Origin of the sequence: Arthrobacter sp. MYb227 (assembly GCF_002975435.1) — a bacterium.
Classification (GTDB): domain Bacteria; phylum Actinomycetota; class Actinomycetes; order Actinomycetales; family Micrococcaceae; genus Paeniglutamicibacter.
On record NZ_PCPT01000008.1, the window covers coordinates 127811 to 140956 of the forward strand.

The 13146-nt window shown below is 55.6% G+C and carries 12 protein-coding genes; 10 read left to right on the forward strand and 2 right to left on the reverse strand.

Annotated features, from left to right (window positions below):
* The first annotated feature begins 57 nt into the window (after positions 1-57).
* From CQ018_RS15040 to CQ018_RS15055, 4 genes are read left to right on the forward strand one after another with little or no spacing between them, the layout of a single operon-like run.
* Positions 58-1497 carry a glycosyltransferase family 87 protein gene (locus tag CQ018_RS15040; protein WP_105550837.1) on the forward strand — a complete coding sequence of 480 codons (1440 nt, stop codon included), beginning with the start codon at positions 58-60 and terminating at the stop codon, positions 1495-1497.
* The gene (locus CQ018_RS15045; protein WP_105550838.1) at positions 1487-2899 is read left to right on the forward strand and encodes an NAD(P)/FAD-dependent oxidoreductase; all 1413 of its coding nucleotides are present in this window, start codon (positions 1487-1489) and stop codon (positions 2897-2899) included. Before CQ018_RS15040 ends, CQ018_RS15045 begins: the two co-directional genes overlap by 11 nt.
* A gap of 59 nt (positions 2900-2958) precedes the next feature.
* Positions 2959-4320: a sensor histidine kinase gene (locus CQ018_RS15050; RefSeq protein WP_308729210.1), complete on the forward strand. Its 1362-nt coding sequence runs from the start codon at positions 2959-2961 to the stop codon at positions 4318-4320.
* Positions 4320-4955: a response regulator transcription factor gene (locus CQ018_RS15055; RefSeq protein WP_105550840.1), complete on the forward strand. Its 636-nt coding sequence runs from the start codon at positions 4320-4322 to the stop codon at positions 4953-4955. Before CQ018_RS15050 ends, CQ018_RS15055 begins: the two co-directional genes overlap by 1 nt.
* A gap of 83 nt (positions 4956-5038) precedes the next feature.
* Here CQ018_RS15055 and CQ018_RS15060 read toward each other — a convergent pair whose 3' ends face one another.
* The gene (locus CQ018_RS15060; protein ID WP_105550841.1) at positions 5039-5710 is read right to left on the reverse strand and encodes a hypothetical protein; all 672 of its coding nucleotides are present in this window, start codon (positions 5708-5710) and stop codon (positions 5039-5041) included.
* Between the two features lie 163 nt (positions 5711-5873).
* Positions 5874-6935 carry a CPBP family intramembrane glutamic endopeptidase gene (locus CQ018_RS15065; protein WP_105550842.1) on the reverse strand — a complete coding sequence of 354 codons (1062 nt, stop codon included), beginning with the start codon at positions 6933-6935 and terminating at the stop codon, positions 5874-5876.
* 132 nt (positions 6936-7067) lie between these two features.
* Here CQ018_RS15065 and CQ018_RS15070 point away from each other — a divergent pair, with 132 nt between their 5' ends.
* The 6 genes from CQ018_RS15070 to CQ018_RS15095 all read left to right on the forward strand — a co-directional run bounded on the left by CQ018_RS15070 (position 7068) and on the right by CQ018_RS15095 (position 12979).
* A complete protein-coding gene (locus tag CQ018_RS15070; RefSeq protein ID WP_181149916.1) occupies positions 7068-8297 on the forward strand; it encodes a sensor histidine kinase in 1230 nt (409 codons plus the stop codon).
* Entirely contained in the window at positions 8285-8950 is a 666-nt protein-coding gene (locus CQ018_RS15075; RefSeq protein WP_105550873.1) for a response regulator transcription factor, read from the forward strand. Before CQ018_RS15070 ends, CQ018_RS15075 begins: the two co-directional genes overlap by 13 nt.
* Positions 8951-9081: 131 nt before the next feature.
* Positions 9082-10026 (forward strand): ABC transporter ATP-binding protein, encoded by a 945-nt coding sequence (locus tag CQ018_RS15080; protein ID WP_105550844.1) that lies wholly within the window; start codon positions 9082-9084, stop codon positions 10024-10026.
* 1 nt (position 10027) lies between these two features.
* A complete protein-coding gene (locus CQ018_RS15085; RefSeq protein ID WP_105550845.1) occupies positions 10028-10888 on the forward strand; it encodes an ABC transporter permease in 861 nt (286 codons plus the stop codon).
* A gap of 31 nt (positions 10889-10919) precedes the next feature.
* On the forward strand, positions 10920-12239 hold the full coding sequence (locus CQ018_RS15090) for a sensor histidine kinase (RefSeq protein WP_105550846.1): 1320 nt from the start codon (positions 10920-10922) through the stop codon (positions 12237-12239).
* Positions 12240-12247: 8 nt separating this feature from the next.
* Positions 12248-12979 (forward strand): response regulator transcription factor, encoded by a 732-nt coding sequence (locus tag CQ018_RS15095; RefSeq protein ID WP_105550847.1) that lies wholly within the window; start codon positions 12248-12250, stop codon positions 12977-12979.
* Positions 12980-13146 lie beyond the last annotated feature (167 nt).

Consider the following 13146-nt stretch of genomic DNA (forward strand, 5'->3'; position numbering starts at 1 on the left):
ATGACATAGGCATGTGGGTTCAGAGTGATAACCACCCGACCAACTAGGGTGAATACCATGAGTCAAAGCACCAAACCCGGCCCACCCGGCCCTCGACTAGGACCAGTGCGCATTACGGTACCTAGCCGAAGCGACGCATTTTTGCGTAAATTCACCGAGATTATTGGTGGCCCGCTGGGTAGGCATTCGAGTCCCGGGAAGATCAGCCCCGGGTTCTTTACTGTCGAACGCGTACTAGTCATCCTCACGGTAATTGCGGCGCTTCTTGCCGTTGCTTCTAAGAACGCGTGCCGCATGAACGGCTGGGGTGGTACCAATGCCTATGCCTGGGCCTGTTATTCGGATTGGACCTCACTCTTTCACGCGCGGGGCTTTGCCGATAACCCCTTTGCACCATTTGCAACGGGTGCCGAGTTTGAGTACCCGGTTTTGATGTCTGTTGTTGCTTCGTTGACCGCTTGGATGATTCCCGCCGGTGAATACAACAGGGCACTTGCCTTCTATGACCTGAACTTCCTCATGGTGGTGGGCCTGTGGCTGGTAGTAGTCATTGCCACCGCGCGCACCGCTGGACGCCGCCCCTGGGACGCGGCAATGGTCGCGGTAGGACCAGGAATCATCCTTGCCTCAACTATTAACTGGGATATGTGGGCAGTAGCCTTCTTAGCCCTAGCAATGCTTGCTTGGTCCCGGAATAATCCATTTCTTGCCGGGGTGCTCATCGGTTTAGGAACCGCAATGAAGGTGTTTCCGATCCTCTTCTTTGGCGCGGTAATAGTTTTGGCCATCCGTTCCGGACGCTATAAACCATTGTGGGTTTCCCTTGGAGGCGCAGCGCTCTCCTGGGTAGCTGTAAATCTACCTCTGGCACTAGTGAACTTTGATGCGTGGAAACACTTTTTCACCTTCACAGAGGATCGTGGGGCTGGGTTATCCTCCTTCTGGCATATCTGGAACATCACCGCAGCAGTGGTTCCTGGCATGGGAAATATCGATGCAAGCCTGATTAACGCATTAGCCTTGGGGCTCTTTGCCGCCAGTTGTGCCGGAATCCTTTATCTAGGATTGCGAGCCCCGGTAGCACCACGCTTCAGCCAATTGGTGTTTTTGATAGTTGCAGCGTTCGTCCTTTTCAATAAGGTTTACTCGCCACAGTTTGTTGTTTGGCTTATCCCGCTGGCGGCGTTGGCATGGCCCAACTGGAAAGATTTCCTGATCTGGCAGCTATTCGAGGTGCTGCACTTTTGGGCCATTTGGATGTATCTTTACGCCTCCACAGCCGACATTAAACCCTCAAATACCTTCCCTACCGCTTTCTACGTACTGGCGGTTCTGGCGCACATAGTGGCCACCGCCTACCTGATGTACAGGGTCAGCGAATCAATGTTCAAACCCGAATTGGATCCGGTGCGACGCACTGGCCAACTCGACCCCCAGGCTGGCGCCTTTGCCGGAACCACAGATCACTTTGTTCTAGGAGTAAAACGTGGCGCATGATGCTGCAGTAATCGGAGCCGGACCCAACGGATTGGCCGCGGCACTGACCATGGCACGTGCCGGACTGAGCGTAAGGCTCATTGAACGCAACGCAACCGTGGGTGGGGCGGCCCGGACCGCCGAACTTGGGTACCCCGGAGCCATTCACGATCTGGGATCGGCCGTCCATCCGATGTCATTGGTCTCCCCATTCTTTGAGCTCATAGGGCTACGCGATGCAGTTGATTTCATAGTCCCGGAGATTTCCTTTGCGCATCCACTGGCCGACGGTAGGGCTGGAATTGCTTACCGCGATTTGGAACGCACCGTCAAAGAGCTCGGGGCGCAAGGAACTGGCTACCAACGGGTCTTTGGCCCGGTAGTCGACCGCGTTAACGGCACAGCAGATACGTTGCTGAATCCACTGCTTCGCCTGCCGAGGCACCCGATAGCACTCGCGGTCTTTGGTATGCGTGCGCTCCAGCTCATGGTTCCTGGCCTCGGTACTGGGGAACTTGCCGCAGCAATGATCGCCGGCTGTGGTGCACACACCGCAGGTGGTGGACGTGGCCCGGCAGCTTCCGGAGCAGGGCTATTCCTGGGTGCCACCGCCCATGCGGGGGGCTGGCCCATCCCGCGCGGGGGCTCTCAAGCGATCTCCGATGCGATGGCCGCGATGTTTACCGCTGCCGGCGGCAGTATTGAGCTGGACACCGAAATAACCAATATTGCCCAGATCAGCGAAAAAACAGTCCTCTTTGATACTTCCCCGGAGGCCTTATCAAAGATTGCCGGGGACAGACTCCCGCAGAAGTACCGCAAAACCCTTGAAACTACTCGCCGAGCCCCGGGCTCATGCCTGATTCACTATGTATTAAACTCACCGGTGCCATGGCGAAACCCAGAGATCGCTGGTGCCGGAACTATTCATTTAGGTGGCACTGCCAAGGAAATTGGTCGCCAAGAACGCATAGTTCGCACCCAGATTTCCGATGCGCCCTATGCGATTGTTTCCCAGCCAAGCACCTTTGATGACTCACGAGCTCCGGTAGGGAAACATGTGTTGTGGGCATACTGCCATGTACCCAACGGGGATCCTCGCGACATGAGCGCCATCATGAACAAGATGATTGAAGATGTCGCACCCGGTTTCATTGACACGATCGAGTATTCGGAAGCGGTGACAGCACCGGGTCTCGCCGCTCAGAACCCGAACCTCGTGGGCGGGGATCTATCCGGTGGCATGACCGACATCTCGGGAATGTTGGCTAGACCAACGCTATCTGCAGACCCATGGCGCACCCCGAGTGCCGGACTTTACCTGGCGTCAAGCTCAACCCCGCCGGGACCGGCGGTCCACGGAATGAACGGATATCTTGCGGCTCGCAGTGCATTGCGCCACGAATTTGGGATTATGCGGTAGGTCGTGTGAAGCGGGAGCACGGAAGAGTTCCGGCGTGAGGAACAAGCGGTGGGCACACCGTGCCTCAACCATTTGGTGGAGCCAAAGAACCCACGTACGGCGCTACGCTGGGTGATGTGACGAATCCTGCCCAACAACCACAACTAGTAATATCCCCTGAACCATTAGAGACGCAGGGCGGCCCGGCCGGCGAGATGGTGCTGCGTGTGCTGCGCATAGGACTGCACGTTGGTTTTGCAGTGCTGCTAGCCGTCGGGTTCTTACGCGTGCTGCAATCCGAATCGAGCGTGCTGGTACGTATCTGGGCCGCAATTCTTACGTTTTTGCTTGCAGCACTGTATTTGGTAGGAACCATTGAAGAAAAACGTCACACAACCGGGCGAGCACCCAGCAAGGTTCCTTGGGCCAAATGGTGGCTCGGCGGGGTAGTGATCCTGTGGATAACGCTGCTTTACCTAAACGCAGACTATTCGTGGTTGGCCTTCCCCTTGTTCTTCCTGCACCTGCATATCTTGGGACACCGACATTCACTTTTTGCTGTGGCACTGCTGACCGGTGCGGTGATCGCTGCAGGATGGTTCCACTCGGGAACCATTGCCCTTCCCCAGGTTCTTGGCCCGGTGGTTGGCGCGATTTTTGCCGTCATCATGGGAATGGCCTACCGAGCCCTTTACACCGAAGGCGTCAATCAACGCCTTGCCTTGGACGCTTTGCGTGCCACGCGTGCCGCGCTTGCCGAGGAACAACACCGAGCCGGAACTCTTGCCGAACGCACCCGACTGGCAAGGGAAATCCATGACACCCTCGCCCAAGGGCTCTCAAGTATTGTGCTGGTTTCCCGTGCCGCAACCGCGGCACTTGAAGCAGGAGATACCGCAGCGGCAGCCGAACGGCTCGAAACGATTGGTGCCACAGCATCTGAGAACCTGGCCGAGGCACGGGACTTTGTTGCAGACCTTTCCTCGCCTGGAGGCGGAGCAGGTTCGTTGGCCGGACGTCTACGTCGGCTGTGCGCCTCAACCGCCCGTACCGCTCAGGCCGCAGGCCAGGGATTCGAGGTTGCATTCCGCCAGGATGGCACCGCGATACCGCTGCCCGGTGAAATCTCGGCCGCCATCTGGCGTGCTGCCCAATCGGGTCTTGCCAACATTGCTGCCCATGCACATGCAACACGTGCGGTACTAAGTCTGGGCTACCTCAATGACGCAATCACCCTAGACGTATTCGATGATGGGGAAGGGATGAACGCCGAACAGCTTCCCCAAAAACCCCGGCCCGATGGAACCGGCTACGGCCTAGCCGGGCTGCGTGAACGCTTAGCCCTGTTGGACGGCACGCTAGAAATTGAATCTTCTCCCGGGGAAGGAACCGTTTTAGCGGTCCGCATCCCCTTCTCCGATCAATCCGAAAGTAGTTCATGATGCCACAACTAAAAATCATGTTGGTAGACGATCATCCGGTGGTCCGGGCCGGGCTGCGAGCGGTACTCACCGAACAGGGCGGGCTTACGGTGCTTGCCGAAGCCGCCGATGGCGCGGCAGCGCTCGCCCAACTTGAACGCTTAGAAACCTTGGGCGAAAAAGTTGATGTGGTGCTCATGGACCTGCAGATGGATGGCATGGACGGGGTGAGCGCAACCACCAGAATTCGTGCCCTCGGGGGACCACCGGTGCTGATCCTGACAACTTATGATTCGGATGCCGATATCCGTGCAGCATTGGATGCCGGGGCGGCAGGCTACTTGCTCAAGGATGCACCACTTCCGGATGTGCTCGCGGCAGTCGAAGCAGCAGCGGCTGGTAAGCAGGTAATCTCCGCGGATATCGCTGCACGAATTAACCCAGAAACTCGTGCAAACACGACCGAACTGAGCCCACGCGAGCTAGAGCTAGTGCAGTTACTGGCCCGCGGTCAGACCAATAAGGAGATTGCAGCGGAGCTGTTTATTTCCCAATCCACCGTCAAAACCCACCTGATCCATATTTATGACAAGCTTGCTGTCGATAACCGCACCGCAGCCATCGATAGGGCACGGGCTAATCGGTTGATTCGCTAAGGCGTCCTTTATTCGATTATGGGTTGCGAGTATGAAACAGTGGCTGGTCGTCGATTCTCCACCGTCAATACGTAGCCTTGATGTTACTTCTCAGTGCAGTACGTTTTACGGACGAATGCTGGGGCTGATTCTGCGGATTCTGATGGCTTTAATGAGCAATCTAAGATTCCGAATTCACTGTTATTCCAGGTGTAGAGTTCACCAAAAGTGAATTGGTTTTCGCACCCCATGCTGAACGGGATGGTCAGTGGCTTAAAAGCACTGAAGCCAAGAAGCACACTGGATTCCTTAACGCTTCGAAGACTATTCCAAATTTGATCGGGGCCACCAATCTCACCAGAAACTGGCGCTTCTAGAGCATCAGAAATTTGTTGGTTGAATCTGGCACCGTTAGGTATTTCCACATCAAAACTGAGCGACATCGAATGAGTCTCATCATGTAATAACGTCTCTTCGATCAGGCCCGACCTCGTATCCCGCTCGGCCAACGTGATGATCTTCCACTGCGACTTGACTGGTTTGCCCGGCTTGATCACCGGATCGGTACAAGCATTCCACTCATCTTCGGGTGAATGAGGTGTCACGGAGTCCGGCGGAAAATTGAGCGCAGATTCAAAGGCCGAGACGGAGGATGCGCTCGGTTCGGGGGAATCCAAGGGGACACAACCAGCCAGCAATAAAGATACTGACCAGATGGTCGCGATCTTCAGAAATTTACTGCGAATGCTGTTGGATTTCTGTGCTTGGAGAGCCATGGGAAACCTCCTCTCATTTCACCTCTTGGCCAAGACAGTACCCTGCTCAGTGCTGAAAGTGGGTAACGAACTAGCAGTTGGGGGTGTTGCCGCATTTATGAAAGAACTGCAGCAACTCACGAGCCTGATGCCCAGGTACTCGCCGGCTGAAAGCGTTATGAAGTTATTGAGCCGGGGGAGGACCCCAGCCTTGAGGCTGCGGCCAGTAATACTGTGGTGCTTGGTGAACGATCGGCGCCGGAGGAGTCGAACGGCGCTCAATATTATTTTTATTGGCCAACCACACAACTACCGCAACAAAGATCAATGTGGTGATGATCGAAGCGATTAAACTTGGCAGATTGCTTTCGGAAGATGAAACATCAACAAGACCAATGGCACCAAGTGCAAAGATCACCGAGTTATTCACCACGTGCAAGGCGATTGCGGCTTCCAGTCCACCGGTGCGCCAGGCCAACCAACCGGCGGCAATTGCGAAGAACCCTACATCAAGTTGTCCGTAAATGTCATACATGTGCCCGGCCATGAAGAACGGAACCGGGATCAAAATAGCGAAGGCCGGGTGCCGTAGCCAGCTACCTAGCAATTGCATCAGGTATCCGCGGAAAATATACTCCTCGGCGGTTGCCTGAAACGGAACGAGCAACAAGGTCAGGATGAGCAGAAGCCACATATTAGGTGCCGCAAAATCCGGTTCAAAGGGAATTCCACTGGCGGTATCCACACCAAAGGAAAGTGCAAGGCTCAACGTCAGGATGCTCAACGCAACGAGCATGCACTTACCCAACCAGCCCCAGCGCATTTTTCCGGTGACGGAGGTGAGCGTTCCAACCTTCTGTACATTCATGATGCGTGTGGCAATCAAAATGGTGGGCAACAAGAGGATGAGCGAGATCATCGTAAAGGCGAAAATACCCGGGTCTGACATATCGATGGTGTCCGGGGAGAGCGCCATCTCATTAAACTTCTGGTTTAATGCGGGATCGTCTATGACTGCGACCATAAAGATAATTGTCGTGATTATGGAAGCACCAATGTATAGACCAAGCGCAATCAGCCCGACCATGACCGGCTTCCACCAGCGATACGTCGCATAGGTACGCGTCAAACGATGATAGTCAAGTGGCTCCGCCGGGCGCTGCTGCACGGGTGGGTACACCGGGTACATAGGCGACGGAGGCTGCAGATGGCTTTGGGGAAGCGGGTATTGCGGATAGCTGCTCATGCACTAATTCTTTCCCAGCAAACCGGGAAAACCATGCATCGCAAGGACGATCTTTCCCCTCGTCTGAGGGCAGCCCTAATTGGTCCTTTCGGTCGATACTCCCAGACACCGCAGCTAGATAGCCTTGGATGTATGAGCGTTTCATTGCAGTTGCCGACACGGCCGACCTGGATCCGTACCTTGTGGGCACATTCCTGGCGCATGCTGCTGGCTTTTGTTTTGGGATTCGTATTTTTCGGCTTCACCTATGAGCAGTTCCTAGATGTGCCGGCGAATAGAGAACCGAGCCTCATCGATGCACGGATCTTCTTGGATCTGCTCTGTGGCTTGTTGGCTCTGGGACTTTATCCGCTTCGGCATCGATTCCCCGTGCCGATTGTTGGAACCATCGTATTGCTTTCAACATTCTCTGTCTTCTCGGCAGCAACTACGGCACTTGCCCTAGTTTCCTTGACGATCCGTCGAAAACCACTTGAGATATCAATAGTTTTCGTTCTTGCCTTTTGCGCTGGAATGACCGGCGAATTATTAATGCCACTGGGTGAGCCGTTGCCGTGGTGGCAGAATGCCATTGTGATGGTTGTGGTGCTTGCGCTCAACTTGATGATTGGCCTGTATGTCGGTGGTCGCCGCCAACTCTTTCAGAGCCTGCAGGAACAAGCCATGAGCGCGCAGCGTGAGGAACAAGCTCGCATGCAGGGTGCACGCGCGGGGGAACGCACACGCATTGCCCGCGAGATGCATGATGTGTTGGCCCACCGACTCTCTCTTGTTGCCTTGCATGCCGGGGCCCTTGAATATCGGAGTGATCTAACACCCGCCGAAACTCGTGAAGCTGCCGGAGTGATCAGGCAGAACGCACATTTGGCGCTGGGTGAATTACGCGACGTGTTGGGTATGCTGCGTGATCCGAACACACTATTTGCCGATGAACATGACAGGCCACAGCCAACGCTTGCCGAGCTTCCCGGATTGATTGAGCAAAGCCGGGCCATTGGTACTCCTGCCGAATTCACCATCCAGCCCGGTCTTGAAGCAAAGCTTGCGTTGCTACCCGAAACCACCGGTAGACACATGTACCGGGTCATTCAAGAAGCGCTGACCAACGCACGACGTCATGCACCCGGAGAATCGGTCAACCTGATGCTCAGTGGTAAACCCGGCAAGGAAATCCGGATGAGGGCGAGTAACCGACTGGCACCGAACCATTCGGAGACTAGAGCTCCAGAAGCCCTACCCAGCTCGGGGTTGGGGCTCGTGGGGCTGGGTGAACGCCTGCGTTTGGCGGGTGGGGACCTGATCCTCGACGATGCCATGAACGGGGAGTTTCACATGGAAGCATGGTTGCCATGGGAGAAATAGTTCAGCGTGTGAGAATCCTGCTGGTCGATGACGAAAATCTTGTCCGTGTGGGACTACGGATGATCCTTGAAGGGGATCCCGGCATCGAGGTGGTGGGCGAATGCGCAAACGGCCGTGACGCACTTGAAGCAGTCACCGATCTTGTTCCCGATCTGGTGCTCATGGATATCCGCATGCCCATCATGGACGGCTTGGAAGCCAGTGAGAAGCTCTTGACCCGCGACCCAGAGCTTAAAATTTTGATGCTTACCACCTTTAATACCGACCAAATGGTGCTCACCGCGCTGAAATCCGGGGTCAGCGGATTCTTACTCAAGGACACGCCACCGGCGGAGCTCGTTGCCTCGATTCATCGGGTCTCCGGCGGGCATACTGTGCTTTCCGAGGTGGTCACCAAACAACTTATTGCCGCAGCCTCACCGAGTCCAGAGGATTCACGCAAACGTGCGGCTATCGAAAAGCTTGCTCGCTTGACCGAACGTGAACGTGAGATTGCCTCGGCCATGGCCCGAGGTTTATCGAATGCGGAAATTGCCGGCACCATGTTTATTTCACTGGCCACGGTCAAAACCCATATTGGCAGGGTGCTAGAAAAACTCGACCTAGATAACCGGGTCCAGGTAGCCCTGTGTGTCTACGAATCTGAGTCCTAGACATAGAGCAGTGGGTCCCTTAGGGGATGGGTTCAGGGTTCACCCGTACGCCAAAAGATTGACGTTGGAACATTATAAGATCATCCGTTGGAGCGGCGACGTCGAGCTCGATGATCAGTAGCGTTAGATGCATGATCAGAGCAGAAGCATTGACCAAGGTATACGGCGCCAAGCGCGCAGTGGACGGCGTGACATTCACCGTTCAGCCCGGCAAGGTCACGGGCTTCCTGGGCCCGAACGGCGCAGGCAAATCAACAACCATGCGCATGATTGTCGGACTGGATCGCCCCACCGCGGGCACCGTCACCGTCAATGGCCGCAAGTACGCCGAACATTCAGCACCCCTGCGCGAGGTAGGTGCGTTGCTTGAAGCTAAATCGGTCCACAAATCCCGCAGCGCACGCACGCACCTGCGTGCACTTGCAGCAACTCACTCAATCCCGAACTCTCGAGTCGATGAGGTCATCGAACTCACCGGGCTTGGCGGCGTTGCCAAGAAGAAGGTCGGTGGCTTCTCACTGGGTATGGGCCAGCGCCTGGGAATTGCTGTTGCATTACTTGGTGATCCACAGACACTCCTCCTTGACGAACCGGTTAACGGTCTGGATCCAGAAGGCGTGTTGTGGATACGTAATCTCGCCCGCCATCAGGCCTCATTGGGTAAGACGGTATTCATTTCCTCGCACCTGATGAGTGAAATGGCGCTGACAGCCGATCACCTGATTGTCATTGGCCGTGGCCGGATCATTGCCGATGCACCCATCGAACAGATCATTGGCGGACAGAACCTGCCAACATCAAAGGTCAAGACCGACCAAGCTGAATCCCTCATGAACGCGCTGGCCGCCGAGCATGTCCAGCTCACTCGCCTGGATGCCGAAACGATTCAGGTCATTGGCTTGGAATCCCGCGTCATTGCCCAGCGCGCCCTTGATCAGCAGATCCTGGTGCATGAGCTGACTCCAATCAAGCAGTCATTGGAAGAGGCCTACATGGCATTGACCCAAAACGAAGTTGAATACCAATCCAACGTTGGCAGTAGCCAGCCAGTTGGCGCCATGGAAAGCAGGGCTTGAGATGAGTACCGCAGCAATGTCCCGTCCACGCTCGGCAACACCGGGTGCTGCTGGCGGCGGAAACGTCACCTTCTTTGGTGTTATGCGCAGTGAATTCATTAAATTCGCGTCTTTGCCATCCACCCTGATCTTGATCCTCTCGACGATGGCGGTCATGATCGGCTTTGCCGCACTGGGAACCTGGCTCTTCGGCAGCACGATGGATTCATTCTCAAGCCCTGAAATGACAGCGCAAATGGGGGACCTTAACGAGATCACTGCCTCTATGCCGGTCGGCGGACTCACGTTCGCCCAGCTGATCATCGGCTCGATGGCCGTCATGGTCATGAGCTCCGAATTCGCAACGGGTGCGGCCCGATCGACATTTGTTGCTGTTCCCCGGAGACAATTGGTGTTCTGGGCGAAGACACTGATGGTCACTGTCGTCTCCGCGCTTGTTGCCCTGATCTCGATCTTGGTTGGGTTTGTTGTGGCCAAGCCCATCGCGGACAACTACAGCATGGACCTGGAATTCACGTCTGCCGCGTTCCAACGGAATCTATGGTTTGGGATGCTTTACGTGGTGATGGTGTCCCTCATTGGCCTTTCACTGGGCAGCCTGCTACGCAACTCGGCAGGGGCCATCGTAGTACTTGCGGCACTCTTCTTTGTAGTGTCCGGTGCAGTAGCAGGGTTTAGCACCATGGTTTCATGGTTGGCCGACGCCATGCGATTCCTGCCAGACCATGCTGCGACTGCCCTCATGCAGGCTCCCGGCACCGAGGGTGCATTGGAAACCTGGCAGTCGGGATTGGTCGTTGCGGGCTGGATCGTTATCCCGCTGGCAGTCGCCGCGTTGGTGCTTCAGCGCCGCGATATCTAGATTCACCAGCGGTACTAGCTAAGCTCGGATCATGAGTAAATACCCGTCAAAGGAGGCCACTGGAAATCCGGAGGTCTCCTTTGACGAGCTTTCGGCCCAGCGAGTTGGACGCACCCGTTCCTGGATGCGTAGCAAACCACGCTGCGTCGATGTAGCTGTCATAGCCATTTATCTTTTACTTTCACTAACGAGCATCATCGACTCGGCACTCAGCCAGCATTGGGTGACCGTTGGATTGCTGCTGATCACCGGTATCCTGCTGTACTACAGGCGCCGCTGGCCCATGCTCATCCTCTTCCTCGTGGCCATCGTGGATAGCGGGGCAACATACTTTGACAATTCATATCAGGGCAATAGCGTCGGGCTTTGGATAGCCCTCTACACGGCAGCCACCCAATATGCCGCCCGACGCATGTTTGTCTTAACTTTCCTGATCAGCGCGCTTCAAGCCCTGATCTTTACGGCCATCGGGCTTCCAGGCATGTTCACCGCCTCGGATGTCGACCAACAAGCGCTCGCCGATTTAGGCGGCAAAACGGTCCTGACGATTCTTGTGCTTTCCTTCCTCATTGGCTCAAATATTTTCTTTGTTGCCATCGGTTCTGCGGTTCGAAACCACCGATTGCATGAAGCAGAACTGACCAACTGGGCGGCCCGGGTCGAAAACCTTGCCCAATTACGTGAACGCAATAGGATTGCCCGCGAAATGCATGACGTGGTTGCTCATTCACTATCGGTGATGATCGCACTTTCCGACGGCGCGGCAGTGGTGCTCAAGCGCGACCCACAACGTGCCGGCGAGGTGCTTGCCGAACTTTCGGCCACCGGACGCCACGCATTGGGAGATATGCGCAGGGTTATTGGTGTATTGCGCACCGGTGACGGCGCATCACTTGAACCCCAACCGGCAGGGGATTCGCTAGAAAAAATGCTTGACGGCTTTATCGTTGCCGGATTGCCATTGCGTTTTACTCAATCCGGGCCACCGCTGCCCAAGGATGCAACCTTCCAGCTCACGGTGCACAGAATAGTTCAAGAGTCCCTTACCAATGTGCTGCGCTACGGACGCAACGTGACCCGCGTGAATGTACTGATCGCTCGCGAAGGCGAAGACGTGTCGGTGAAGATCACCGACGATGGAACGCAAGTGGGACCACGTCGAGAAGGCGTTGGTTCAGCGCAAGGCATCCGTGGCATGAGCGAGCGTGCAGCACTCTTTGATGGAACCCTTGTTGCAGGTCCATCGTCCGAGGGCGGCTGGAGCGTTGTTGCAACCATGAAACTTCCACGTCCGACCGATTCCGGCACCACAACGCGAGCCAGCTCGGCAATCCAGATCCAGCAGAATTAGGAAAAATCATGAGCCCAGCAGATACTCCAGAGACCCTCGAAGGTACAAAAAAGCCGATTGGTGTGTTGCTCGTTGATGATCAGCCACTGCTACGCATGGGTTTTCGGCTCATCCTCGAAGGAGAGCCCGACCTAGAAATTTTGGGTGAAGCCTCCGATGGTGCCGAAGGCGTAAAAATGGCGCTCGAGTTGAAGCCAGATGTGGTGCTGATGGATGTGCGCATGCCTAATATGGACGGTATCGAGGCAACCAAACGCATCGCCGAACAGCTCTGCGGTACCAAGGTCATCATCCTCACCACCTTTGATCTTGACGAATATGCCTTCTCCGGACTGCAAGCCGGAGCCTCGGCCTTCCTGCTCAAGGATGTTGCCCCGGCGGAGCTCATCAACGCGGTGCGCCTGGTGGCAAGCGGAGATGCAGTGGTGGCTCCCCGGGTGACCGCCCGGTTGCTGGAGACATATGTTCGCGCCGGATCCCCGGCACGTGAAGCAACCCCTGCTCCCGAGCGAGACCCGTTGCTTGAAGACCTAACGCCCCGCGAACTTGAGGTACTCGGTGCCATGGCGGAAGGATTGTCGAATGCGGAAATCGCCCACAAATTTTTCCTGTCGGAGGCAACGGTCAAAACTCACGTGCGGAGAATTTTGACCAAACTTCATCTGCGTGACCGTGTCCAAGCAGTTGTTTATGCCTATGAGACGGGTCTTGTGATCCCTAGTCAGGGACTTGACTATTAAGGTAATCAGGCAATGAACAGCGAACTATTACGTAGTCCTTGGTTGCTCTTGGCGGTCGTGCTCATCGTTGTGGGATTTTTCTTGATCTCGGTTTTCTCGTGGCCAATTCTTGGGTGGGCTAGCATCGTCTGTGGAGTGATTTCGCTGGTAACAGCGGTTCTTCGCAC

Bases quoted from the DNA above. Each gene is read 5' to 3' on its own strand.
- CQ018_RS15040 (WP_105550837.1), top strand. From the start codon at position 58: ATGAGTCAAAGCACCAAACCCGGCCCACCCGGCCCTCGACTAGGACCA.
- CQ018_RS15055 (WP_105550840.1), top strand. From the start codon at position 4,320: ATGCCACAACTAAAAATCATGTTGGTAGACGATCATCCGGTGGTCCGG.
- CQ018_RS15060 (WP_105550841.1), bottom strand. From the start codon at position 5,710: ATGGCTCTCCAAGCACAGAAATCCAACAGCATTCGCAGTAAATTTCTG.
- CQ018_RS15065 (WP_105550842.1), bottom strand. From the start codon at position 6,935: ATGAGCAGCTATCCGCAATACCCGCTTCCCCAAAGCCATCTGCAGCCT.
- CQ018_RS15070 (WP_181149916.1), top strand. From the start codon at position 7,068: ATGAGCGTTTCATTGCAGTTGCCGACACGGCCGACCTGGATCCGTACC.
- CQ018_RS15075 (WP_105550873.1), top strand. From the start codon at position 8,285: ATGGGAGAAATAGTTCAGCGTGTGAGAATCCTGCTGGTCGATGACGAA.
- CQ018_RS15080 (WP_105550844.1), top strand. From the start codon at position 9,082: ATGATCAGAGCAGAAGCATTGACCAAGGTATACGGCGCCAAGCGCGCA.
- CQ018_RS15085 (WP_105550845.1), top strand. From the start codon at position 10,028: ATGAGTACCGCAGCAATGTCCCGTCCACGCTCGGCAACACCGGGTGCT.
- CQ018_RS15090 (WP_105550846.1), top strand. From the start codon at position 10,920: ATGAGTAAATACCCGTCAAAGGAGGCCACTGGAAATCCGGAGGTCTCC.
- CQ018_RS15095 (WP_105550847.1), top strand. From the start codon at position 12,248: ATGAGCCCAGCAGATACTCCAGAGACCCTCGAAGGTACAAAAAAGCCG.